This is a genomic window from Terrabacter aeriphilus, assembly GCF_039542985.1.
Taxonomy (GTDB): Bacteria; Actinomycetota; Actinomycetes; order Actinomycetales; family Dermatophilaceae; genus Terrabacter; species Terrabacter aeriphilus.
On the sequence record NZ_BAABIW010000018.1, the window covers coordinates 173,413 to 196,076 of the forward strand.

The following is a 22,664-nucleotide window of genomic DNA, read 5'->3' on the forward strand; positions in this document are numbered from 1 at the left end:
CGTGCAACGACGGATCAGGCGCGGACAATCCCGTCGACGACGACCTCGAGCATCGGACGCACGTCGAGCTCGGCCCGGCTCGTGTCGGCAACGCTCGCCACGCCGCTGACGAGGCGCATGACGTTGGCGGCGTCGACGCCGGGGCGCAGCTCGCCCGTCGCGTCGAGGTGGTCGATGACGCGGCGGTTGGCGTCGCCCATGACCCGGCACTTGCGGTACATCGGCGAGGCCGGGTCGTCCATGGCCGCGCAGATCTTGCTCGCCGCGCCGCGGTGGAGGGTGATGTGGTCGACGAAGTTCTCGAACCAGCCGAGCAGCATGTCGCGGGCGGGCGCCTCGGTGGCGATCGCGGTGTCGGCGTCGGCAGCCACGCGGTCGGTCCAGTCCTGCATGAGCGCGTCGACGAGCGCCTCGCGGGTGGGGAAATGTCGGTAGAGGGTGCCGGCGCCGACGCCCGCACGCTTGGCGATCTCGTCGAGGGAGGAGTCGGTGCCGCGCTCGGTGAAGACGATCCGGGCCGTCGCGAGGATCTTGTCGTAGTTGCGACGGGCGTCGGCGCGCATCGGCCGAGCCGATCTCCCGGTGCTCTCCTGGCCAGGCGCGTCGGCTGGATCCCCTTGGGGGCCAACGGCTTCCGGCGACGGATCGAGCGTCGCCTCGCCGGGTGCGGCAGGCGTCACGGGAAATCCTCCTTGCAAAAGCGGAGACGGTCTCCGTATTGTGGGTCAGGCAGAACCGGAGAGGCTCTCCGCTCATCGTAGCGCCGCCCGACGTCATTGAGGAGTCCGGCACCCATGACCATCACCATCCAGCCCACCCGACAGGCCCGACGCGTCCACCTGTCGCACCTGGCGACCACCCACCGCGCCCCGCTCGTGCCCCGCGGCACCGACGGCGCCCGCGCCACCCACGGCGCCCGCGCCACCTCCTTCACCCCGATGGCCCGCGACCCGTTCACCGCCCCGGCGACGCGGCCCCAGTTCCAGCACCACGAAGCCTGAGGCCGACCATGTCGCCCACCACCCCGCCCGCCACCCGACCGCCCGTGGCACCCGCGGCGTCCGCATCCGACCGCGCCACGCGCCGCGGGGCCGTCGGCCTCGGCGTCGTGCTCGTCGCCCAGCTCATGCTCGTGCTCGACGCCACCGTCGTGAACGTCGCGCTCCCGCACATCCAGACCGATCTCGGCTTCACGCCGGCCGGGCTGTCGTGGGTGCTCAACGCCTACACCCTGGCCTTCGGCGGCCTGCTGCTGCTCGGTGGCCGCCTCGGCGACGTGCTCGGGAGGCTGCGTGCCTTCGAGATCGGCCTCGCGGTCTTCACCGTCGCGAGCCTCCTCGGTGGCCTCGCCACGTCACCCGCGTGGCTCATTGCGGCCCGCACGCTGCAGGGCGTCGGTGCCGCGCTCGCCGCCCCGAGCGTGCTCGCGCTCGTGACGACGAGCGCCCCGAACGAGGCCGCGCGCAACCGCGGCCTCGCGCTCTTCACGGCGGTCTCGTCGGCGGGCGCGTCCATCGGCCTGCTCCTCGGCGGCGCCCTCACCGACTTCGTCAGCTGGCACTGGACGCTCTTCGTCAACGTGCCGATCGGCGCGGTCGTGCTCGTGCTCGCCCGACGCTTCGTCACGGAGACCCCGCGCGTGCGAGGCCGCTTCGACGTCGTCGGCGCGGTCACCGCGACGCTCGGCTCGGTGGCCGTCGTCCACGGCTTCATCAGCGCCGCCGACCGCGGCTGGTCGGCGCCACTGACGCTCGCGTCGTTCGCCCTGGGCGCCACCCTCCTCGCCGTCTTCGTGCGCACCGAGAGCCGGGTGCCGGCCCCGCTGCTGCCGCTCGCGCTCGTGCGCGACCGGACGCGTGGGGGAGCGCTCGTGCTCATGGCGCTCGTCGTCGGCGCGCAGTTCTCGACCTTCTTCCTCGTGACGCAGTACCTCCAGCTCGTCCTCGGCTTCAGCCCCGTCGCCACGGGCGCCGCGTTCCTCCCGCTCAGCCTCGCGATCTTCGCGACGTCCCGCGTCAGCGCGCGCCTCGTCGCGAAGGTGGGCCCCCGCCCGATGCTCCTCGTCGGCACGCTGGGGCTCACGGCGAGCTTCGTGTGGCTGAGCAGCATCACGACGACGAGCACGTATGCCGGCCACCTGCTGGGTGCGCTCGTGCTCAACGGCGTCTCGGCCGCGCTCGTCTTCATGCCGGTCACGGTCGTCGTCCTCGGCGGCGTCGACCGGGCCCAGGCGGGCACCGTGTCGGGGCTGCTCCAGACCGCGCAGCAGCTCGGCGGCGCGGTGGGGCTGGCTGCGATCGTCAGCGTCTACGCCTCGAAGGCGGTGCCGGGGCAGTTCGTTCCCGGCGTCGAGCCGGCGTTCCTCACGTCGGCGAGCTTCACCCTGGTGACCCTGCTCGTCGCGGCCCTCGTGGCTGCGGCCCCGCCCGGCGCGGGCCGGCACGGGGCCGGAGCCGACGCGCGAGACGGTCACCGTCGAGGCCGGCTGACGTGAGCCTCGGGGCTCGCGGCGGCGACGTTGGCGGTCCTCACGCTCGCGACATGGCTGACCCTCCGCCTCCTCGGGTGAGGTGACGGAGGGTCAGGAGTGCTCGCGCGGGCTCAGTGCCCCTGCGGCATGGCCCAGCGGGCCGTCGACGTGCCCTGCTTCTTGGCGCGCTCGAGGGCCTCGCCGATGATCTTCTCGGCGGCCTCGCGGTTGCCCCAGTCGGAGCCCTCGACGTGCTTGCCGGGCTCGAGGTCCTTGTAGCGCTCGAAGAAGTGCTGGATCTCCTTGAGCGTGAACTCGTTGACGTCGCCGATGTCCTGGACGTCGACGTTGCGCGGGTCGACCGGCACGCAGAGCACCTTGTCGTCGCCGCCGGCCTCGTCGGTCATGTGGAAGACGCCGATCGGGCGCGCCTCCACGACGACGCCGGGGAAGAGCGGCTCGGGCAGCAGCACGAGCGCGTCCAGGGGGTCGCCGTCCTCGCCGAGCGAGTCCTCGATGTAGCCGTAGTCGGCGGGGTAGGCCATCGGCGTGAAGAGGTAGCGGTCGAGGCGGATCCGACCGGTCTCGTGGTCGACCTCGTACTTGTTGCGCTGTCCGCGCGGGATCTCGATGGTGACGTCGAACTCCACGTCTTCCCCTTCTTCACGGTCTTCGGGCGCTCGTCCGGGCGCGGTCGCTGCGCTCGGGTGCCGGGGCACGCGCCTGCGGCTGACAGAATCGTCCGCGACAGTGTGTCAGCAACGGCGGTCCTCGCGCGAAACCGCGGCGGACGGCGGACAGGGGTGGGAAGCGTGGCGGCAGCGGAGCGGCGACGTGCGGCACCCGGCCGGCGCCTCGTCGGGCTCGGTGCGGTGGGGGCCCTCGTGCTGGCGTATGCCGTGCTCGACGTCGCCGACGCGGTGCCCGGTGTGCTGACGACGCGGCCGCTGCCGCCGCCCGCGCCCACCGAGACCGTCGCGCCCCGCACGGCACCGAGCGTGGCGCAGCCGAGTCCGCCGACCTCGGCCGCGGCGCCGCTCCCGGCGCTCGCCGGCGAGGCCGAGGGGGCGTCGCCGGCCGGGGTGCAGCGCGCCCTCGCCGCGGTGCGCGACCTCCCCGCCCTCGGTGACGCCGCGCTCGTCGTGCGCGACGGGCAGAGCGGCCGGGTGCTGCTCGACCAGGGCGGCGACGAGCTGCGCATCCCCGCGTCGACGACGAAGCTGCTCTCGGCCGCGGCCATCGGCAAGGCGTTCGCCCCGGGCGACGTGCTGCGGACCGTGGTGCGACAGGGCGCCGCGCCCGACCGGATCGTGCTCGTGGCCGGCGGCGACTCCCTGCTCGCCCCCGGCTCGGGCGACCCGGAGGCGGTCGCGGGCCATGCCGGGCTGCGCGACCTCGCGCGGCAGGTGGCCACCAAGCTGGAGGCGGCCGGGGTGCAACGGGTCATGCTCGCCGTCGACGAGACGTATGCCCCCGGGCCGACGACGGCACCCACGTGGTCGTCGTCGTTCCGCAGCAGCGGCATCACCGGCGCGGTGGCGATGCTCGGCCTCTCGACCCAGCGGGCGCACGGCGGCTCGCCGGGGCCGGCCGACCCCGTCGCGGCGGCGCGCACGGCCTTCGCCACGCAGCTCGAGGCGCTCGGCGTCGCGGTGGAGACGGAGCCCCGCGACGAGAGCCCGACGGGCGGTGCGGCCGCGGCCGGTCCCGTGCTCGGCAGCGTCGAGTCGGCACCGGTGCGCGACCAGCTGGCCCTCGCCCTCACCGACAGCGACAACGCGCTCACCGAGATCCTCGCCCGGCAGGCGGCCTTCCGCTCGGGCGCCGGCACTGACTTCGCCGCCGTGGGCGGCTGGGTCGTCGCCGAGGTGCGCGCGCTGGGGCTCGACACGACCGGGCTGCGGCTCGTCGACGCGAGCGGGCTCTCGCGGGAGAACCGGGTGCGCGCCACGCTGCTCTCCGACGTGCTCGTGCTCGGCTACGACGGGGCGCACCCGGTGCTGCGCCGGGCGCTCGACGGCCTGCCGATCGGCGGGCTCACCGGCACCCTGGCCACCCGGTTCACGGGGGCGCAGCACGACGCCGCCGGCCGCGCGCGGGCCAAGACCGGCACCCTGACGGGGGCCAACGCGCTGGCGGGCAGCGTCGTCGACGACGACGGTCGCCTGCTCGTCTTCGTGGGTATGGTCGCCGGGACGGGAACCAACGACGCGCGGGCGGCGTTGGACCGTTTCGTAGCGGCGATCGCCTCCTGCGGCTGTCGCTGACGGGCCGGTGGGCCGCTCGGGGTGGTCGGCGTTCGCGACAGGGAGCGCCGTCGACCGCGGGCCCGGCCGACCGACCGCACACCCACGACGTCGACGTCGTCACGGCGCGGCACGGAAAGGGCTGGCATGACCGACACCACCGTCCCGACCCCTCTGGCGACGGACCGGCCGACCGGCCGGGCAGCTGCGGGGGGATCCCGTGGCCGGGCCGCCTACGTCGACTACGACTTCGCCAAGAAGGCCGGCCGCACGGTCGTCAGCCCCGGGCCGCAGGTCACCGGTGACGAGGCGGCCGCCATCGTCGCCGACCTCCGGGCGGCCGCGGCCGCCGCCGTCGCACCCGTCGCGGAGACGAGCGCCCTCGTCGCGCCCGACGACGCGCCGGCGCCCCTCGTCGTCGACCGGCCGGGGTGGATCGACGCCAACGTCGACTCGTTCCGGGCGCTGCTCGACCCGGTCGTCGACAAGCTCAGCACCTCGAAGTCCACGCCGAGCGCGGCGGCTGCCGCCATCGGCGGCAAGGTGACCGGCGCCGAGATGGGCGGCCTGCTCGCGTTCCTCTCGAGCAAGGTGCTGGGCCAGTACGACCTCGCGCCCGGCGGCACGCCCCGCCTGCTCCTCGTCGCGCCGAACATCGTCGCGACGGAGCGCCGGCTCGCGGTCGACCCGACCGACTTCCGCCGGTGGGTCGCGATGCACGAGGAGACCCACCGCGTGCAGTTCACCGCCGTGCCCTGGCTGCGCGACCACCTCGTCGAGCGCACGCAGTCGCTCGCCGTCGACCTCGCGCCGACCTCCGAGGACCTCGGCCGGCGGCTGGAGCAGCTGACCCGCAACCTGCCCGACGTCCTCTCCTCGGGCGAGGGGCTCGGCCAGCTCTTCGCGACGCCGGAGCAGAAGACCCGGATCGCCGAGCTCACCGCGGTCATGTCGCTCCTCGAGGGCCACGCCGACGTCGTCATGGACGACGTCGGCCCCCGGGTCATCCCGACGGTCGACGAGATCCGCCGCAAGTTCGACCAGCGGCGCACCGGTTCGGTCGGCGTCGACCGGCTGCTGCGCAAGCTGCTCGGGCTCGAGGCCAAGATGCGGCAGTACCGCGACGGGGCCGCCTTCGTCCGGGCGGTCACCGACGCGGTGGGCCGCGACGGCTTCAACGCCGTGTGGTCCTCGCCCGAGAACCTGCCCCGAGCCGCCGAGATCGTCGACCCGGGCGCCTGGGTGCGCCGGGTCCACGGCTGAGCCGTGCGAGGTCCAGCAGACATGCCCGGTCCCGACCCCGCCGTCGCCGCGACCCGGCTCGCGGTGCGCGAGCACCTCGTCGACGTGCCCGAGGGCGGCGTCGTGCTCGTCGCCTGCTCGGGCGGCCCCGACTCCCTCGCGCTCGCCGCGGCCCTCGCCTTCGAGGCGCCGCGAGCGGGCGTGCGCGCGGGTGCCGTCGTCGTCGACCACGGCCTGCAGGAGCGCTCCGCCGAGGTCGCCGAGGAGGCCGGTGCCCTCTGCCGCGAGATCGGCCTCGACCCCGTCGAGGTGGTGCGGGCCGACGTCCGCACGAGCGGCGCGGGCCTCGAGGCCGACGCCCGCACGGCGCGCTACGCCGCCATCGAGGAGGTGGCGGGCCGCGTGGGGGCCGCCGTGGTCCTCATCGGCCACACCCGCGACGACCAGGCCGAGCAGGTGCTGCTCGGCCTCTCGCGGGGCTCGGGAGCCCGCTCCCTCAGCGGTATGCCGGTGCGTCGCGACCGCTTCGTGCGCCCGCTGCTCGCCCTGCCGCGCGCCACGACGCTCGCGGCCTGCGCGGCATACGGCATCGAGCCCTGGGTCGACCCGCACAACAGCGACGACTCCTTCCGCCGGGTGCGCGCGCGGCGGCTGCTCGCGACCCTCGAGTCCGACCTCGGGCCGGGCTTCGGGGCCGCCCTCGCCCGCAGCGCCGACCTGCTGCGCGAGGACGCCGACTACCTCGAGACCCTCGCGGTGTCGGCTCGCGCGGGCCTCCCGGCCGGCCCGGACGGCGACGGCGTCGACCTCGGGGCGCTCGCGGAGCTGCCCCGCGCCATCCGCACCCGGGTGTGGCGGCTGCTGGCCGCCGAGGCCGGCGCACCGCTCGCCGACGTCAGCGCGGCCCACGTCGAGTCGCTCGACGCGCTGCTGACCTCGTGGCACGGCCAGGGGCCGCTCCACGTGCCCGGCGGCATCGCCGTCGCGCGCACGCGTGGTGCGATCGTCTTCCGCCCGCTGCGCGAGAGCGCCATCGCCTGAGGGGCTCCCTCGCCTGAGGTCTCCCCGCCGGGGACGCCGTCCACGCGCGTGCGGTTGAATGGAGCCGCCCCGCACGACCCGCACCGCACGACACCGAGGAGCCTTCGTGGACCACGAGCACATGGGAGACGACCTGGCGCAGGTCCTCTACACCGAGGAGCAGATCCAGGCCCGGCTCGCCGAGCTCGCCGCCGACATCTGGAAGGACTACGAGGGCAAGGACTTCCTGCTCGTCGGGGTGCTCAAGGGTGCCGTCGTCGTCATGGCCGACCTCATGCGGGCGCTGCCCGGCACGGCCCCGATGGACTGGATGGCGGTCTCGTCCTACGGCTCCGGCACGAAGAGCTCGGGCGTCGTGCGCATCCTCAAGGACCTCGACACCGACATCAGCGGCCGCCACGTGCTCATCGTCGAGGACATCATCGACTCCGGCCTGACGCTCTCGTGGATCAAGTCGAACCTCGAGTCGCGCAACCCGGCCTCGGTCGAGATCTGCACGCTGCTGCGCAAGCCCGACGTCGTCAAGGTCGACATCCCCGTGCGGTACGTCGGCTTCGACATCCCCAACGAGTTCGTCGTCGGCTACGGCCTCGACTACGCCGAGAAGTACCGCAACCTGCGCTGCGTCGGCACCCTCGCCCCGCACGTCTACGCCTGACGCCGGGGGCGCTGCCGTGACCTTCTCCATCGTCGCGCGCCAGGGCGAGGCCTTCGGCGTCGCCGTCGCGAGCAAGTTCCTCGCGGTCGGCGCCGTCGTGCCCGACGCCCGCCTCGGCGTGGGCGCCGTCGCCACGCAGTCCTACGCCCGGGTCGCCTACCGCGACGAGCTGCTCGACCGGCTCGCCGCAGGGGAGACCGCGGACGCCGCGCTCGCCGCCGCGACCGCGCTCGACGAGGGCCGCGAGACGCGCCAGGTCGGCGTCGTCGGCCCCGCCTCCGCGGCCACCGTCACCGGCTCGGAGTGCAACGCGTGGGCGGGCGGCGTCGCGCGCGACGACGGCGACACGGCATACGCCATCCAGGGCAACATCCTCACCGGGCCCGACGTCGTCGAGGCGATGGAGCGGGCCTGGCGCGACAGCGCGGGCGCCCCGTTCGCGCGGCGGCTGCTCGCCGCGCTCGCGGCCGGCGACGGTGCGGGCGGCGACTCGCGCGGACGCCAGAGCGCGGCCCTCTACGCCGTCGAGCCCGGGTCGGGCTACGACACGTGCGGCGTGCTCGCCGACCTCCGCGTCGACGACCACGCCGACCCCGTCACCGAGCTCGGCCGGCTGCTCGCCGAGTGGGAGATGTTCTTCGGTCGCCCCGAGGACGTCGAGCCCCTCACGGGGGAGCTCGCCGGGGAGGTGCGCGACCGCCTGGCCCGGCTCGGCTTCGAGGGCCGCGACCTCGCGGTCGCCCTCGCCGACTGGGCCGGCCACGCCAACTACGAGGCGCGCCTGAGCCCCGACGGCATCGACGCGCGGGTGCTCGAGGCGCTGCGGGAGGCCACCGCCTGAGGGCGCCGGTCCAGGAGCCGACTCGCGCGCAGGTTCGGCGAAGGTTCGACGGACTGGTTGGTCACCGGCGCGTCGCATGCGGAACACTGGTGGTCCACCGGACGTTGTGCCGGTGGATCAACTCACCGGACGAGCAGGAGGACCGGGGCCTGACAGGCCCCGCACGTACATGGACGCAAAGCGGATTCTGCGCACCCCACTGCTGTGGATCTTGGTCCTCATCAGCGCGCTCGTCTTCGGCATGATGTTCTCCGAGTCCGGCCCGCCCCGGATCGACACGTCCGAGGCGATGAAGCAGATCACCAACGGCAACGTCGAGTCGGCCAAGCTGCTCAACAACGAGCGCATGGAGCTGACCCTCAAGGCGCCCTACTCCTCGCCCGACGGCACGGTCAAGGACGCGAAGTCGGTCTACGCCTTCTACGTCGACGCCCGTGGCGGCCAGGTCGTCGACGCGCTCAACGCCAAGCCCCCGGCCCAGGGGGTCGACGACCAGATCGACGAGCCGAGCTGGTTCGGCTCCCTCTTGTTCTCGATCCTGCCGATCATCGTCATCCTCGGTCTCTTCTGGTTCCTCATGGGCCAGATGCAGGGCGGCGGCAACCGCGTCATGCAGTTCGGCAAGTCGCGGGCCAAGCTCGCGACGAAGGACACCCCCAAGGTCACCTTCGCCGACGTCGCCGGGTGCGATGAGGCGATCGAGGAGCTGCACGAGATCAAGGAGTTCCTCCAGGAGCCCGCGAAGTTCCTCGCCGTCGGCGCCAAGATCCCCAAGGGCGTGCTGCTCTACGGCCAGCCCGGAACCGGCAAGACCCTCCTCGCCCGCGCGGTGGCCGGCGAGGCCGGCGTGCCGTTCTACTCGATCTCCGGCTCCGACTTCGTCGAGATGTTCGTCGGCGTCGGCGCGAGCCGCGTGCGCGACCTCTTCGAGCAGGCCAAGGCCAACGCCCCGGCCATCGTCTTCGTCGACGAGATCGACGCCGTCGGCCGGCACCGCGGCGCCGGCATGGGCGGCGGGCACGACGAGCGCGAGCAGACCCTCAACCAGCTCCTCGTCGAGATGGACGGCTTCGACGTCAAGACGAACGTCATCCTCATCGCGGCGACGAACCGCCCCGACATCCTCGACCCGGCGCTGCTGCGCCCGGGCCGCTTCGACCGCCAGATCGCCGTCGACGCCCCCGACATGATCGGCCGCCACCGCATCCTCGAGGTGCACGCGCAGGGCAAGCCCATGGCGGGCGACGTCGACCTGCTCGCCGTGGCGCGCCGCACGCCCGGCTTCACGGGTGCCGACCTCGCCAACGTGCTCAACGAGGCCGCCCTGCTCACGGCCCGCAGCGACCGCAAGGTCATCGACAACGCCGCGCTCGACGAGGCCATCGACCGCGTCATCGCCGGCCCGCAGAAGCGCACCCGCATCATGTCGGCCAAGGAGCGCAAGATCACGGCCTACCACGAGGGCGGGCACGCCCTCGTCGCCGCGGCGCTCAACCACACCGACCCCGTCACCAAGGTGACGATCCTGCCGCGCGGTCGCGCGCTCGGCTACACGATGGTGATGCCCGTCGACGACAAGTACTCGACGACGCGCAACGAGATCCTCGACCAGCTCTCGTACGCCCTCGGTGGCCGCGTCGCGGAGGAGATCGTCTTCCACGAGCCGACGACCGGTGCGAGCAACGACATCGAGAAGGCCACCGGCATGGCCCGCAAGATGGTCACCGAGTTCGGCATGTCCGAGCGCATCGGTGCGATCAAGCTCGGCCAGAGCAACGGCGAGGTCTTCCTCGGCCGCGACATGGGCCACCAGCGCGACTACTCCGAGGAGATCGCGGGCGTCGTCGACGCCGAGGTGCGCAAGCTCATCGAGAACGCCCACGACGAGGCTTACGCCGCGATCAACGAGAACCGCGACGTGCTCGACCGCCTCGTGCTCGAGCTGCTCGAGCGCGAGACCCTCAACCAGCACGAGCTGGCCGAGATCTTCACCGACATCACCAAGACGCCCCAGCGCCCCACCTGGCTCTCGTCGGAGGCCCGCGTGCCCGGCGAGCGCCCGCCGGTGCTGACCCCGGCGGAGCTCGCCGCGCGCCAGAACGGCTCGAACGGCCAGAACGGCCACCTCCCGCCCCCGGTGCCCGCCGACAAGGCGATCGAGGACCGCATCGACCAGGCCGCTGCGGTCGGCGCCCACCCGCTCGCCGAGGAGCACCCGGTCGAGCAGGTCATCGAGGTGCCCGACGACCGCCCGGTCAACCCCGGCGAGAAGAGCTGACCCGTGCCGATCGACCAGCCACGGGCAGAGGCGGCCGTGCGGGAGCTGCTGCTCGCGATCGGGGAGGACCCCGATCGCGACGGCCTGCTCGACACCCCGGCCCGGGTGGCCCGCTCCTTCGCCGAGATCTACGCCGGCCTCGACATGACGGCGGCCGACGTGCTCGGCACGACGTTCGAGATCGACCACCAGGAGCTCGTCATCGTGCGGGACATCGAGCTCTACAGCACGTGCGAGCACCACCTCGTGCCCTTCCACGGTGTCGCGCACGTCGGCTACATCCCGAGCCAGGACGGCCGCGTCACCGGGCTGTCGAAGCTCGCGCGGCTCGTCGAGGTCTACGCCCGGCGCCCCCAGGTGCAGGAGCGCCTGACGACGCAGATCGCCGACGCGCTCGTCGAGCACCTCGACGTGCAGGGCGTCATCGTCGTCGTCCAGGCCGAGCACCTGTGCATGTCGATGCGGGGCATCCGCAAGCCGGGCGCCAGCACGATCACCTCGGCCGTGCGCGGCCAGCTGCGCAACGCGGCCACTCGAGCGGAGGCCATGGCGCTCATGCTCGAGGGCAACAGGTGACGCGGGGCCGCACGGCGCCGCGACCGACCGCGACACAATGACGGCCATGACCACGCGCCGCAGCACCCCCGACGTGACGTCCCTGCTCCGGACCACCGACCGCACCCTCGTGATGGGCGTCGTCAACGTCACCCCCGACTCGTTCTCGGACGGCGGTGAGTGGTTCGAGCAGGAGGCCGCCGTCGCGCACGGCCTCGAGGTGCTCGCGGCCGGCGCCGACGTCGTCGACGTCGGCGGGGAGTCCACCCGGCCCGGGGCCGAGCGCCCCTCGGTCGAGGAGGAGCTGCGCCGCGTGCTGCCCGTCGTCACGGCGCTCGTGGCGCAGGGCGCGGTCGTGTCGATCGACACGATGCGCGCCGAGGTCGCGCGGGCCGCGGTCCATGCCGGTGCCGCCCTCGTCAACGACGTGTCGGGCGGCCTCGCCGACCCCGGCATGGTGCCCTTCGTCGCGATGGAGCGGCTGCCGTTCGTGGCCATGCACTGGCGCGGCCACAGCACCGAGATGCAGTCGCGCGCCGTCTACACCGACGTCGTCGCCGACGTCGTGCGCGAGCTGGCCGAGCGACGCGACGCGCTCCTGGCCGCGGGGGTCGACGAGGACTCGCTCGTGCTCGACCCGGGCCTCGGGTTCGCCAAGCACGCCGAGCACAACTGGGCGCTCATGGCGGCCCTGCCCGAGCTGCACGCGCTCGGCCACCCGATCCTGCTCGGCGCCTCCCGCAAGACCTTCCTCGGCCGCCTGGGCCGCGACGAGGGGGCCGCGCCCCGCCCGGCGGCCGAGCGCGACGTCGAGACGACGGCCACCTCGGTGATGGCCGCGATGGCCGGACTGTGGTGCGTGCGCGTGCACGACGTCGCCTCCACCGTGCGCGCGCTCGCGGTCGTGCAGGCCGCCCTCGACCACGCCCCCGACGAGCCGACCGACACGGCGTGGGAGGACCCCGACCGATGAGCGACCGCATCGTGCTGCAGGGCGTGAGCGCCCGCGGCACCCACGGGGTGCTGGACTTCGAGAAACGGGACGGGCAGACCTTCCTCGTCGACGTGACGATGGAGTGCGACCTCTCGGCGGCCGGCCGCACCGACGACCTCGCCGCGACGGTCAACTACGCGGAGGTCGCCGACGACGTGGTCGCCCGCATCACCGGCCCGTCCTTCGACCTCATCGAGCGACTCGCCGAGGTCGTGGCCGACGACGTGCTGCGGCACGACCTCGTCGACCGCGTCGAGGTCGTCGTGCACAAGCCGGAGGCCCCGGTCGGGCACCCGTTCACCGACGTGCAGGTCGCGGTGGTGCGCGACAACGCGGCCCGCGTCGTCGTCGCGCTCGGCTCCAACCTCGGCGACCGGGGCGAGACGCTGCATGCCGCGGTCGGTGCGCTGCGCGTCCTGCCCGGACTCACCGTCACGGCCGTGTCGGCCCTGGTCGAGACCGACCCCGTCGGCGGCCCGGAGCAGCCGCCCTACCTCAACGCGGTCGTCGTCGGTCGCTCGACGCTGCCACCGGACGAGCTCCTCGCTGCGCTGCACGCCATCGAGGCCGACCACGGGCGCACCCGCGAGATCCGTTGGGGCGCGCGGACGCTCGACCTCGACCTCGTGCAGCACGGCGTACCCGGTGGCCGTCGTGAGGTGACGAGCGACGCCGCCGAGCTGACGCTCCCGCACCCGCGCGCGAGCGAGCGGGCCTTCGTGCTCGTGCCGTGGCTCGACGCCGACCCCCGGGCCACCCTGCGGGTCGGGCCCGGGCCGGACGGCATCCGGCGGGTGTCCGACCTGCTGACCGACCTCGACCGTTCGGGCGTGCGCCCCGGTCCCCGATGGGAGCAGTCGTGAGACCACACGCCGGCATCCGCGTCACGACCCTCGTGCTCGCGGGCCTCGCCATGACCGTCGTCGCCTGGCTCGTGCTGCGCTGGGTCGCCGCGGGCGCGGCCGTGCCCGAGCCGGGCTGGGTGGGCGCCGCGGCGATGCTCTTCCTCGCCGCCGGCCTCGTCGTCGCGGGACGCCAGGTGCGCACGGTGCGCGACGGCATCCCGAACCCGGCGGTCACCCCGCTGCGGGCCGCCCGCACCCTCGTGCTCGGCCAGGCGGGAGCCCTGACGGGCGCCGTGCTCGTCGGCTGGTACGTCGCGAACGTCCTCGTGCTGCTGCCCGACGCCGACGTCGAGTCGCAGCGCGGGCGGATCTGGCCCTTCGCGGCCCACGCCGTCGTGGCGGTCCTCCTGTCGGCCGCCGGCATGCTCGTCCAGCGGTGGTGCCGGCTGCGCCCCCGCGACGACGACGAGGACGCCGACCGCCCCTGAGCGTGGCGGATCGGGTTCGGTCCCGCGATCTGGCCTCGGTCCCGCGACAGGTCGCCCGACCGAGCCCATCCCGCACGGCGGAACACTCCTCGCGAGCCCGGGCGGGGACCGCGGGCCCGACGGGTCAGGTGGTCGAGGCCGCCGTCGAGGTGGTCGTCGGCGGCGGGGCCGTCGTGGAGGCCGCGGGCGGCTGTGGCGGGCCGTCGGGCGTCGTCGTCCGGGTCGGCCAGGGCGGCGGGATCGTGTCGACGGTGTCCTCGTCGGAGCAGGCCGCGGCGAGCGTCACCGTGGCCGTGACGAGCGTGACGGCCACGGCACGCAGGACGGTGGCGCGGGTGACCCGGGCGGACGGCATACGGCCCCTCACTTGTCGACGTCGCCGACGACGAAGAACATCGAGCCGAGGATCGCGACCATGTCGGCGATGAGCTGGCCGGGCAGCATCTCGGCGAGCACGCTGACGTTGTTGAACGAGGCGGAGCGCAGCTTGAGCCGCCACGGGGTCTTCTCCCCGCGCGAGACGAGGTAGTAGCCGTTGAAGCCGAGCGGGTTCTCCGTGGCGCTGTAGATCTCACCCTCGGGCACCTTGAGCACCTTGGGCAGCTTGACGTTGATCGGGCCCTGCGGCAGCTGTCCGAGGCGGTCGAGGCAGGCGTCCACGAGGTCGAGCGAGACGTGCACCTGCTCGAGGAGCACCTCGAGGCGCGAGAGGCAGTCGCCCCCGGCGCGGGTGACGACCCGTCCCGGGCCCCCGGGGGCGAAGAGCTCGGCGTAGGCGAGGTAGGGGGCGTCGCGCCGCAGGTCGACGTCGAGGCCGCTCGCCCGCGCGATCGGGCCCGAGACACCGTGCGCCTCGACGGTCGGCAGCGGCAGCACCCCGACCCCGCGCGTGCGGGCCTCGAGGATCTCGTTGCCCACGACGAGACGCTCGAGGTCGGGCAGGCGGTGTCGCACGGCCGTGACGGCGTGCGCGACGCGCCCGAGCCAGCCGGCCGGGAGGTCCTCCTTGAGGCCGCCGACCCGGTTGAACATGTAGTGCATCCGGCCGCCGGAGACCTCCTCCATGACGGCCTGCAGCTCCTCGCGCTCGCGGAACGCGTGGAAGACCGGGGTGATCGCGCCGAGCTCGAGCGGGTAGGACCCGAGGAACATCAGGTGGTTGAGCACCCGGTTGAGCTCGGCGAGCGCCGTGCGGGCCCACACCGCGCGCTCGGGCACCTCCATGCCGAGCATGTGCTCGACGCCGATGACGACGCCGAGCTCGTTCGAGAAGGCGCTCAGCCAGTCGTGCCGGTTGGCGAGGACGATGATCTGCCGGTAGTCGCGCACCTCGAAGAGCTTCTCGGCGCCGCGGTGCATGTAGCCGACGATCGGCTCGGCGCTGACGATCCGCTCGCCGTCGACGACGATCCGCAGCCGCAGCACGCCGTGCGTGGCGGGGTGCTGCGGGCCGATGTTGAGCACCATGTCGGCGGTCGCGAGGCCCCCCGCGCCCACGCCCACGGTCAGGGAGCGGCCACGCCCGGCCGCGGGCGCCGCGGTCCCGGGGTCGCTGCTCACGGGATCGACCCTACGTCGCTCATGGGCCGAGTATGCCGTGAGCCCCCGTCCGCGGGTGACGCGCCGTCGCGTGGTCCCGCCGTCGCGACGGGCGCGGTCCTGTTCGACGTCCGGGCGCGGCACCGTGTCGAGGGCGAGGAGCGTCGTCGGGCGAGATGACCCCGTACCGGGTCAGCGGCGGTCGGCCTCGCGGCCACGGAGCACGAGGTAGCCGCCCACCACGAGCAGCACGACGGTGCCGATGACGGTGAGCAGCACCGCGACGAGCGGGAAGTCCTGCGACGTCGAGGTCGTCACCGGGGTGACGTGGACCGTCGCGCCCGCGGTCGCCGTCGACCCGTCGAGGCCCACCGTGGCGTGGAACGAGAAGGTGCCCGTGACCGGGTGCCCGTCGTCGGAGGTCACGCGGTACGAGACGGTGTAGTCGCCGCCGGGTGCGGTGGGCGCGAGGGCCTGCGTCACGTCGCGCCCGTCGATCACCGGCGACCCCGACGACACCGGGCCCGTGGGGCCGGTCACGACCACCTGGGTGCCCAGCGCGAGCGGCTCCTCCGAGAAGGTGAGCGTCACGGCGCCGGGCAGCCGGTCGACCGTCGTGCCGTTCGCGGGGGTCGTGCGCTCGAGCACGTCGTGCGCCCACGCCGTGCCGGGCGCGGCCAGGACCCCCAGCGCGAGCAGCACGGATCCCAGCAGCACGGAGGCACGACGACGCATGCCTCTCAGGCTACGACTCCGCCGGGACGGGCCGGCACGGCGCCCGCCCTTGCCGCGGCAGGTCGGTGTGGCGAGACTGGCGGGACGGTCCGGCACACACGTCGGCACGACGCATAGGGGATGTCATGCACGCACCGTTCCACCGTCACACCGCCACCCGGGCGTTCGCCGCCGCGGCGCTCGTCGCCGGGGGCCTCGTCGCCGCGTCGGCGCAGCCGGCAGCCGCCGCCTCGGAGTGCAGCAACGTCGTCGCCGGCTCCGGCAAGGCGACGCCGCTGCGCGACGCCGCCGGACGCACGGTCGCGACGATCTGGTTCCACCAGCGCACGAGCTCGCCGCGCGGCTGCTACGTGCTGCAGGCCGGTCTCTACCGCGGCACGGCCCACTACATGTACCTGCGCATCTGCGACTCGGTGACGCCGCTGACCGGCTGCACCGGCTGGGACGCCGGCAACTACAAGTACTTCGCCGGGCCCATCAACACCGACCCGATCTGCAACAGCGCCGTCGTCAAGGTGCACGCCCCGAACGGCGCCGTCCTCTTCGACCGGAAGATCAGCGGCCTCAACGACATCTGCAACTGACCGGCGCCACCTGACGGCGCGGGCGACCGCGGTCAGTCGTGCCGCGCCGCGCCGTCCGGTGCGCCCACCCGCCGCACGGCCCACCAGAACGCCCCGAACCCGTCCGCGTCGAGCAGGCGGGCCTCGGCGCTCGCCTGCTCGAGCGCGGCGAGGTAGCCGAGCGGGTCCGCCGTGGCCGTCGCATGCGGTGGGACGGCGCCCCGCAGACCCAGCGCGCGCAGGGCGTCCCGCTGGGTGCGCACGGTGTCGGCCGCGAGCGTGTCGACGGCGACGTGGGCCGTCAGGTCGCACGAGCCGTCCGGCACCGGGTGGGACTGTCGACCGCCGACGTATGCCGTCAGCGAGCCCCCGTCCGGACGCGCGGTCGCCGTGTGCCCGTAGTCCACCGCCACGAGCGTGCCCGAGCGCACCCGGGAGACGAGCTCCGCCCAGGCGCGGTCGCGCTCGAGGCCGACCTCGACGCGGTCGCCGGGCGTCGTCGTGGGCCAGTGCGCCGCGCACCACTCACGGTCGGGCTGCTCGAGGAGGTCACCGAACGTCTCGGCGCCGGTGACGGGGTCGACGAGCACCTCGCGCAGCTCGCCGTGCGGGTCGACCTGCGCCACCGTGCACGGCACGACGTCGAGCCACTCGTGGGCCACGACGAGCGCGTCCTCGAGGTCGTCCAGCTGCTCCGGGAGGGCGCCGCCGCCGGGGGAGCGGAGCCACTCGACGCGCTCGTCGAGGCCGGGCGGGCGCGCGACGACGTCGACCGCGACGACCCGCACCCCGTCGGGTGGCGGTGGTCCGGCGTGACCGGGCGCGGCGGCATACCTCGACCCGGAGGCGAGCGCCCCGACGAGGTGCGTAGCGAGCTCGCCGCGGCCGGCCCCGACGTCGACGACGACGCGCACGGGGTGCTCGGGCACCGCGAGGAGCGCCTCGGCGAGGAGGGCGCCGGTGGGGCGGTGCGTGGCCGTCGTGAAGTGCGCGGCCGGGCCACCGCCCGCGACGTAAAAGCCGCGCCCCGCGGCATAGAGCGCGGTGTGCCACGCGTCGCGCCAGGGAACGGGATCCACGACCACGGACTGTAGGCGATAGCGTGCCGTGGGTGAGCACCCCGCACGAGCGTCCCGCGCGCTTCGACGTCGGCGTCGTGGGCGCCGGGCGGGTCGGGGCCGTGCTCGGCGCCGCCCTGGCGCGTGCCGGTCACGTCGTCACCGGCGTCTCGGCCGTCAGCGAGGCCAGCCTCGAGCGCGCGGCCACGCTGCTGCCCGGGGTGCCGGTCAAGCCGATCCCCGACGTCGTGTCGGGCGCGCACCTCGTCGTGCTCGCCGTGCCGGACGACGCGCTCGCCGACCTCGTCGCGGGGCTCAGCACCACCGGCACGTTCACGCCGGGACAGCTGGTGCTCCACACGTCGGGGGCGCACGGGATCGCGGTGTTCGAGGCCGCGGCCGGCAGCGACATCATCCCGCTCGCGATCCACCCCGCGATGACGTTCACCGGCACGGAGGTCGACCTCGACCGCCTCGTCGACTGCTGCTTCGGTGTCACGACGGTCGACCTGGCCCGGCCGCTCGCCGAGGCCCTCGTCATCGAGATGGGCGGCGAGCCCGTGTGGATCGCCGAGGACGACCGGGTCACCTACCACGCGGCGCTCGCGCACGGCTCGAACCACCTCGTCACGCTCGTCGCCCAGTCGATGCAGCTGCTCGGCGAGGCCGGTGTCGACGACCCCGCCCGGATGCTCGAGCCGCTGCTCACGGCGGCGCTCGCGAACGCGCTGCAGCGCGGTGACGCGGCCCTCACCGGTCCCGTGGCCCGCGGCGATGCGGGTACCGTGGCCGGGCACGTCGCCGCGCTGCGCACGGTGGCGCCCGACATCCACCCGACCTACCTGGCGCTCGCCCGGGCGACGGCACAGCGGGCCCTGCTGAGCGGTCGACTCCGTGCGGCGGCCGCGGACCCGCTGCTCGAGCTGCTCGCGCACGAGGAGGACCAACCATGACCGAACCGACCGTGGCGGACCCGCACGCCGTGCGCACCGTCGACGCCGCCGGGGACGGCACGTCCGGCACGTCCGGCACCGTCCGGGCCGACGTCCCCTCCGCGCCGGTCGCGCCCGTGGTCGCCCGCACCCGCGACGAGCTCGTCGCGGCGCGCTCGACGCTCGACGACGGCGACGTCGCGGTCGTCATGACGATGGGCGCGCTGCACGAGGGCCACGCCACGCTGATCCAGCAGGCCAGGCGCGCGCACCGCCACGTCGTCGTCACGATCTTCCTCAACCCGCTGCAGTTCGGGCCCAAGGAGGACCTCTCGCGCTACCCGCGCACCTTCGACGCCGACCTCGACATCTGCACGGCCGCGGGCGTCGACCTCGTCTTCGCGCCGACCCCCGACGTCGTCTACCCGGACGGCGACCCCGGGGTGCGCGTGTCGGCCGGGCCGCTCGGCGACGTGCTCGAGGGGCAGTCGCGGCCGGGGCACTTCGACGGGATGCTCACCGTCGTCGGCAAGCTCATGCACCTGACCCGGTGCAGCGCGGCGTACTTCGGCCAGAAGGACGCCCAGCAGCTGCTGCTCATCCGCCGCATGTGCCGCGACCTCGACTTCCCGGTGCGCGTCGTCTCGGTGCCGACCGTGCGCGAGCCCGACGGCCTCGCGATGTCGAGCCGCAACACCTACCTCACCCCGTCCGACCGGGAGACGGCGCTGTGCCTCTCGGCCGCGCTGCGCGCCGGGGCGGAGGCCGCGCCGGAGGGGCCCTCCGCCGTGCGGCGCGCGGCCCGGGCGGTGCTCGTGCGCGAGCCCCTGGCCCTCGTCGACTACCTCGTGCTCGTGCACCCCGACACGCTCGAGGACGTGCCCGAGTGGTATCGCGGCGAGGCCCTCCTCGCGGTCGCCGGTCGGGTCGGCACGACGCGCCTCATCGACAACCTGCCGCTCTTGGTCGGCCCCGGGGGCGGCGCCCTCGAGACCTTCTCGCAAGACTGAGCACCCTTCTCCCACAACGTCATCCAAGGACATCGCCGTGCAGCGCTTCATGCTCCACTCGAAGATCCACCGCGCCACCGTCACGCAGGCCGACCTGCACTACGTCGGTTCGCTGACGATCGACCGGGACCTCCTCGACGCCGCCGACCTCTGGCCCGGCCAGCAGGTCGACGTCGTCGACGTCGACAACGGCAACCGCCTCACGACCTACGCGATCGAGGGGGAGCGGGGCTCGGGCACCGTCTGCATCAACGGTGCGGCCGCCCGCCTCATCTCGCCCGGCGACACGGTCATCATCATCGCGTACGCCGCGATGGACGACGCCGAGGCGCGCACCTTCGAGCCGCAGGTCGTCTTCGTGGACGCGCACAACCGGATGGTCGAGGTGGGGCACGATGCAGGTGACGTCCCCGACGGCTTCGGCCTGCAGACCTCGGCCGTCACCGCGCGATCCCACGACCCGAAGCACTGAGAGGCCACCGCATGCCGCAGAGCGGGCTCCCCGACGTGACCGTCCCGCGACGGCTGCGTGCCCCGGCCCCGGGCTGGACGACGACGGCCGACGTCATCGTCGTCGGCTCGGGCATCGCCGGCCTCACGACCGCGCTCCGGCTGCGGCGGCGCGTCGACCGCGTGCTGCTGGTGACCAAGACGGTGCTCGACGAGGGCTCCACCGCGTGGGCACAGGGCGGCATCGCCGCGGTCATGTCGCCCGAGGACAGCCCGGCCGAGCACGTCCACGACACGCTCGTGGCGGGCGTCGGGCTCTGCGACGTCGACGCCGTCGAGACCCTCGTCCGCGAGGGCACGGACGCCGTCTGGGACCTCATCGCGCTCGGTGCGGAGTTCGACCGCGGCGACGGCGGCGGCCTGTCGCTGACGCGTGAGGGCGGCCACCACCGCGACCGCATCCTGCACGCCGGCGGTGACGCCACGGGCCGCGAGATCAGCCGGGCGCTCATCGCGGCCCTCGACCGGGTGCGGGACGACCCGGGCATCGAGGTCATCGAGCACGCCCTCGTCGTCGACCTGCTCACCGACACCGAGGAACGGGTCTGCGGCGTCACCCTCCACGTCATCGGCGAGGGCCAGGTCGACGGGGTCGGCGCCGCGCACGCGCGCGCCGTCGTGCTCGCGACCGGCGGTCTCGGGCAGATCTACGCCTCGACGACGAACCCGTCCGTCGCGACCGGCGACGGCATGGCCGCGGCCCTTCGCGCGGGTGCCGTGCTCGCCGACCTCGAGTTCGTGCAGTTCCACCCCACCGTGCTGTGGCTGGGCGAGGGCTCACGCGGCCAGCAGCCGCTCATCTCCGAGGCGGTGCGCGGCGAGGGTGCCTTCCTCGTCGACGCGGCGGGGGAGCGCTTCATGCAGGGCCAGCACCCGCTCGCCGACCTGGCACCACGCGACGTCGTGTCGCGCGCGATCATCCGCCGGATGCGCGAGACGGGCACCGACCACGTCTTCCTCGACTGCCGCCACCTCGGCGCCGAGTTCCTCGAGCAACGCTTCCCGTCCATCGTGCGGCGCTGTCGCGAGCTCGGGTTCGACCCCGCCACGCAGCTGCTCCCGGTCGCGCCCGCGCAGCACTACGCGAGCGGCGGCGTGCGCACCGACCTGCGAGGGCGCACCTCGCTCGAGGGGCTCTACGCGTGCGGCGAGACCTCGTGCACGGGCGTGCACGGTGCCAACCGCCTGGCGAGCAACTCCCTCCTCGAGGGCCTCGTCTTCGCCCGGCGCATCGCCGACGACCTGACGGCGCGCCTCGCCGCCGGAGAGCTGCCCGAGACGGCTCCGGTCGCCCCGGACGGTGAGCCCGGGCTGGTGCGCGGCAAGCGCCGCCTCGACGTCCAGCGGGCCATGACGGCGGGCTCCGGCACCGTGCGCTCGGCGGCGTCGCTCGCGAGCACCCAGGCGGCCCTCGCCGAGCTCGCGGTGCGAGCCGTCGCCGACGACGCCGACAAGCAGGGCGGGCCGAAGAGCTGGGAGACGACCAACCTGCTCCACCTCGGGCGCGCGCTGACGTATGCGGCGGCGCTGCGTGAGGAGACCCGCGGCGGTCACGTGCGCGAGGACTTCCCGGCGAGGGACGACGTCCGCTTCCTGCACCACGTGCACCTCGCGAGAGGGGCCGACGGGACGCTGATAGCGGAGGTCGTGCCCGTGCCCCCGGCGAACCTCGACGGACTGGACCTCGACAACACTGCCGCAGCGGAATCCACCGTTGCGCAAGACGATTCACGGACGGAAGGACGACGGTGAGCGTCGACGGACTGCACGGCTTCCCGCACGCCTGGGCACAGGAGCTCGTCGCGACGGCCCTGCGTGAGGACCTCGGCCCCGACGGCGTCGACGTGACGACGCTGGCCACCATCCCCGCCGACCAGACCCGGACGGCCGAGATCGTCGCCCGGGCTCCCGGCGTCGTGGCCGGCGTACCGGTCATCGAGCTCGTGCTCGCCGCCGTCGCGCAGCAGCTCGGTGCCGAGCCTCCCGCGGTCGAGGTCGTCAACGACGACGGCGCGCGGCTCGAGCGGGGCGACGTCATCGCCCGGCTGCGGGGGACGACGCAGGTCGTGCTCGTCGCCGAGCGGACGATCCTCAACGTCCTGAGCCGGCTCTCCGGCGTCGCGACGCACACCCGGCGGTGGGCGGACGCCCTCGAGGGCACGACGACGATGGTGCTCGACACCCGCAAGACGACGCCCGGCATGCGCTGGCTCGAGAAGTACGCCGTGCGCTGCGGCGGCGGCACGAACAAGCGGATGGGCCTCTACGACGTCGCGATGATCAAGGACAACCACAAGCTGGCGGCGGGCTCGGTGGCCGCGGCGTACGCGCTGGTGCGCGAGCGCTTCCCCGACGTCGACGTGCAGGTCGAGGTGACGACGCCGGCCGAGGCGCAGGAGGCCTACGAGGCCGGGGCACGCTTCGTGATGTGCGACAACATGGACGTCGCGACGCTGCGCGAGACGGTCGAGCTGCTGCGGGCGGCGGGTGAGCCCGTCGAGATCGAGGCCACCGGGGGCCTGACGCTCGAGGTCGTGCGCGACTACGCCGACACCGGGGTCGACTTCGTCTCCGTCGGCGGTCTCACGCACAGCTCGCCCATCGTCGACATCGCCCTCGACCTCACCGACTGAACCGTCGAGAGGCCCATCCTTGCGGG

24 protein-coding genes are annotated in these 22,664 nt (G+C 74.1%); 18 read left to right on the forward strand and 6 right to left on the reverse strand.

Features of this window, described 5'->3' with window-relative positions:
- Window positions 1-14 precede the first annotated feature (14 nt).
- Window positions 15-563, reverse strand: a complete 549-nt coding sequence (locus ABD979_RS14660; protein WP_345508225.1) for a TetR/AcrR family transcriptional regulator — start codon at window positions 561-563, stop codon at window positions 15-17.
- A gap of 231 nt (window positions 564-794) precedes the next feature.
- Between ABD979_RS14660 and ABD979_RS14665 the strand changes: the two genes are divergently transcribed.
- Complete coding sequence (locus ABD979_RS14665) at window positions 795-1,001, forward strand: hypothetical protein (protein WP_345508226.1); 207 nt, start codon at window positions 795-797, stop codon at window positions 999-1,001.
- An 8-nt stretch (window positions 1,002-1,009) separates the two neighbouring features.
- Window positions 1,010-2,494, forward strand: a complete 1,485-nt coding sequence (locus ABD979_RS14670; protein ID WP_345508227.1) for an MFS transporter — start codon at window positions 1,010-1,012, stop codon at window positions 2,492-2,494.
- A 107-nt stretch (window positions 2,495-2,601) separates the two neighbouring features.
- On the opposite strand, the gene ABD979_RS14675 is transcribed toward ABD979_RS14670, so the two are convergent.
- Entirely contained in the window at window positions 2,602-3,120 is a 519-nt protein-coding gene (locus ABD979_RS14675) for an inorganic diphosphatase (protein WP_345508228.1), read from the reverse strand.
- Window positions 3,121-3,282: 162 nt separating this feature from the next.
- On the opposite strand from ABD979_RS14675, the gene ABD979_RS14680 reads away from it, so the two are divergent.
- From ABD979_RS14680 to ABD979_RS14725, 10 genes are all read left to right on the forward strand, one after another.
- The gene (locus ABD979_RS14680; RefSeq protein WP_345508229.1) at window positions 3,283-4,737 is read left to right on the forward strand and encodes a D-alanyl-D-alanine carboxypeptidase/D-alanyl-D-alanine-endopeptidase; all 1,455 of its coding nucleotides are present in this window, start codon (window positions 3,283-3,285) and stop codon (window positions 4,735-4,737) included.
- A gap of 126 nt (window positions 4,738-4,863) precedes the next feature.
- Entirely contained in the window at window positions 4,864-5,979 is a 1,116-nt protein-coding gene (locus ABD979_RS14685; protein WP_345508230.1) for a zinc-dependent metalloprotease, read from the forward strand.
- A gap of 21 nt (window positions 5,980-6,000) precedes the next feature.
- Window positions 6,001-6,999, forward strand: a complete 999-nt coding sequence (tilS, locus tag ABD979_RS14690; protein ID WP_345508231.1) for a tRNA lysidine(34) synthetase TilS — start codon at window positions 6,001-6,003, stop codon at window positions 6,997-6,999.
- A gap of 106 nt (window positions 7,000-7,105) precedes the next feature.
- Window positions 7,106-7,657, forward strand: a complete 552-nt coding sequence (hpt, locus tag ABD979_RS14695) for a hypoxanthine phosphoribosyltransferase (protein ID WP_345508232.1) — start codon at window positions 7,106-7,108, stop codon at window positions 7,655-7,657.
- Between the two features lie 16 nt (window positions 7,658-7,673).
- Window positions 7,674-8,498, forward strand: a complete 825-nt coding sequence (locus ABD979_RS14700; protein ID WP_345508233.1) for a DUF1028 domain-containing protein — start codon at window positions 7,674-7,676, stop codon at window positions 8,496-8,498.
- Window positions 8,499-8,667: 169 nt separating this feature from the next.
- The gene (gene ftsH / locus ABD979_RS14705; RefSeq protein ID WP_345508234.1) at window positions 8,668-10,776 is read left to right on the forward strand and encodes an ATP-dependent zinc metalloprotease FtsH; all 2,109 of its coding nucleotides are present in this window, start codon (window positions 8,668-8,670) and stop codon (window positions 10,774-10,776) included.
- A 3-nt stretch (window positions 10,777-10,779) separates the two neighbouring features.
- Window positions 10,780-11,352 carry a GTP cyclohydrolase I FolE gene (gene folE, locus ABD979_RS14710; RefSeq protein ID WP_345508235.1) on the forward strand — a complete coding sequence of 191 codons (573 nt, stop codon included), beginning with the start codon at window positions 10,780-10,782 and terminating at the stop codon, window positions 11,350-11,352.
- A 46-nt stretch (window positions 11,353-11,398) separates the two neighbouring features.
- Window positions 11,399-12,304, forward strand: a complete 906-nt coding sequence (gene folP, locus ABD979_RS14715; RefSeq protein WP_345508236.1) for a dihydropteroate synthase — start codon at window positions 11,399-11,401, stop codon at window positions 12,302-12,304.
- Window positions 12,301-13,188, forward strand: coding sequence for a 2-amino-4-hydroxy-6-hydroxymethyldihydropteridine diphosphokinase (folK, locus tag ABD979_RS14720; protein ID WP_345508237.1), 888 nt, complete (start codon window positions 12,301-12,303; stop codon window positions 13,186-13,188). Before folP ends, folK begins: the two co-directional genes overlap by 4 nt.
- The gene (locus tag ABD979_RS14725; RefSeq protein ID WP_345508238.1) at window positions 13,185-13,658 is read left to right on the forward strand and encodes a DUF3180 domain-containing protein; all 474 of its coding nucleotides are present in this window, start codon (window positions 13,185-13,187) and stop codon (window positions 13,656-13,658) included. The genes folK and ABD979_RS14725 overlap by 4 nt, the downstream gene beginning before the upstream one ends.
- 124 nt (window positions 13,659-13,782) lie before the next feature.
- Here the strand turns inward: ABD979_RS14725 and ABD979_RS14730 are convergent, their stop codons facing one another.
- The 3 genes from ABD979_RS14730 to ABD979_RS14740 form a co-directional block, all read right to left on the reverse strand.
- Complete coding sequence (locus tag ABD979_RS14730; RefSeq protein ID WP_345508239.1) at window positions 13,783-14,013, reverse strand: hypothetical protein; 231 nt, start codon at window positions 14,011-14,013, stop codon at window positions 13,783-13,785.
- Between the two features lie 8 nt (window positions 14,014-14,021).
- Entirely contained in the window at window positions 14,022-15,125 is a 1,104-nt protein-coding gene (locus tag ABD979_RS14735; RefSeq protein ID WP_345508349.1) for an NADH-quinone oxidoreductase subunit D, read from the reverse strand.
- Between the two features lie 264 nt (window positions 15,126-15,389).
- Window positions 15,390-15,932 (reverse strand): copper resistance CopC family protein, encoded by a 543-nt coding sequence (locus tag ABD979_RS14740; protein ID WP_345508240.1) that lies wholly within the window; start codon window positions 15,930-15,932, stop codon window positions 15,390-15,392.
- 125 nt (window positions 15,933-16,057) lie between these two features.
- Here ABD979_RS14740 and ABD979_RS14745 point away from each other — a divergent pair, with 125 nt between their 5' ends.
- A complete protein-coding gene (locus ABD979_RS14745; RefSeq protein ID WP_345508241.1) occupies window positions 16,058-16,516 on the forward strand; it encodes a hypothetical protein in 459 nt (152 codons plus the stop codon).
- Between the two features lie 32 nt (window positions 16,517-16,548).
- Here the strand turns inward: ABD979_RS14745 and ABD979_RS14750 are convergent, their stop codons facing one another.
- The gene (locus ABD979_RS14750) at window positions 16,549-17,574 is read right to left on the reverse strand and encodes an SAM-dependent methyltransferase (protein ID WP_345508242.1); all 1,026 of its coding nucleotides are present in this window, start codon (window positions 17,572-17,574) and stop codon (window positions 16,549-16,551) included.
- A gap of 23 nt (window positions 17,575-17,597) precedes the next feature.
- Between ABD979_RS14750 and ABD979_RS14755 the strand changes: the two genes are divergently transcribed.
- From ABD979_RS14755 to nadC, 5 genes are read left to right on the forward strand one after another with little or no spacing between them, the layout of a single operon-like run.
- On the forward strand, window positions 17,598-18,506 hold the full coding sequence (locus ABD979_RS14755) for a Rossmann-like and DUF2520 domain-containing protein (RefSeq protein ID WP_345508243.1): 909 nt from the start codon (window positions 17,598-17,600) through the stop codon (window positions 18,504-18,506).
- The gene (panC, locus tag ABD979_RS14760; protein ID WP_345508244.1) at window positions 18,503-19,495 is read left to right on the forward strand and encodes a pantoate--beta-alanine ligase; all 993 of its coding nucleotides are present in this window, start codon (window positions 18,503-18,505) and stop codon (window positions 19,493-19,495) included. The genes ABD979_RS14755 and panC overlap by 4 nt, the downstream gene beginning before the upstream one ends.
- 37 nt (window positions 19,496-19,532) lie before the next feature.
- A complete protein-coding gene (panD, locus tag ABD979_RS14765; RefSeq protein ID WP_345508245.1) occupies window positions 19,533-19,967 on the forward strand; it encodes an aspartate 1-decarboxylase in 435 nt (144 codons plus the stop codon).
- Window positions 19,968-19,978: 11 nt separating this feature from the next.
- Entirely contained in the window at window positions 19,979-21,757 is a 1,779-nt protein-coding gene (locus ABD979_RS14770) for an L-aspartate oxidase (RefSeq protein WP_345508247.1), read from the forward strand.
- Window positions 21,754-22,638, forward strand: coding sequence for a carboxylating nicotinate-nucleotide diphosphorylase (nadC, locus tag ABD979_RS14775; RefSeq protein WP_345508248.1), 885 nt, complete (start codon window positions 21,754-21,756; stop codon window positions 22,636-22,638). The genes ABD979_RS14770 and nadC overlap by 4 nt, the downstream gene beginning before the upstream one ends.
- Window positions 22,639-22,664 lie beyond the last annotated feature (26 nt).

Coding starts and splice junctions, on each gene's coding strand:
- ABD979_RS14745 (WP_345508241.1), top strand. CDS start 16,058: ATGCACGCACCGTTCCACCGTCACACCGCCACCCGGGCGTTCGCCGCC.
- folK (WP_345508237.1), top strand. CDS start 12,301: ATGAGCGACCGCATCGTGCTGCAGGGCGTGAGCGCCCGCGGCACCCAC.
- ABD979_RS14770 (WP_345508247.1), top strand. CDS start 19,979: ATGCCGCAGAGCGGGCTCCCCGACGTGACCGTCCCGCGACGGCTGCGT.
- ABD979_RS14740 (WP_345508240.1), bottom strand. CDS start 15,932: ATGCGTCGTCGTGCCTCCGTGCTGCTGGGATCCGTGCTGCTCGCGCTG.
- ftsH (WP_345508234.1), top strand. CDS start 8,668: ATGGACGCAAAGCGGATTCTGCGCACCCCACTGCTGTGGATCTTGGTC.
- ABD979_RS14735 (WP_345508349.1), bottom strand. CDS start 15,125: ATGGTGCTCAACATCGGCCCGCAGCACCCCGCCACGCACGGCGTGCTG.
- tilS (WP_345508231.1), top strand. CDS start 6,001: ATGCCCGGTCCCGACCCCGCCGTCGCCGCGACCCGGCTCGCGGTGCGC.
- ABD979_RS14685 (WP_345508230.1), top strand. CDS start 4,864: ATGACCGACACCACCGTCCCGACCCCTCTGGCGACGGACCGGCCGACC.
- ABD979_RS14660 (WP_345508225.1), bottom strand. CDS start 563: ATGCGCGCCGACGCCCGTCGCAACTACGACAAGATCCTCGCGACGGCC.
- folP (WP_345508236.1), top strand. CDS start 11,399: ATGACCACGCGCCGCAGCACCCCCGACGTGACGTCCCTGCTCCGGACC.
- panC (WP_345508244.1), top strand. CDS start 18,503: ATGACCGAACCGACCGTGGCGGACCCGCACGCCGTGCGCACCGTCGAC.
- ABD979_RS14665 (WP_345508226.1), top strand. CDS start 795: ATGACCATCACCATCCAGCCCACCCGACAGGCCCGACGCGTCCACCTG.
- ABD979_RS14730 (WP_345508239.1), bottom strand. CDS start 14,013: ATGCCGTCCGCCCGGGTCACCCGCGCCACCGTCCTGCGTGCCGTGGCC.
- ABD979_RS14670 (WP_345508227.1), top strand. CDS start 1,010: ATGTCGCCCACCACCCCGCCCGCCACCCGACCGCCCGTGGCACCCGCG.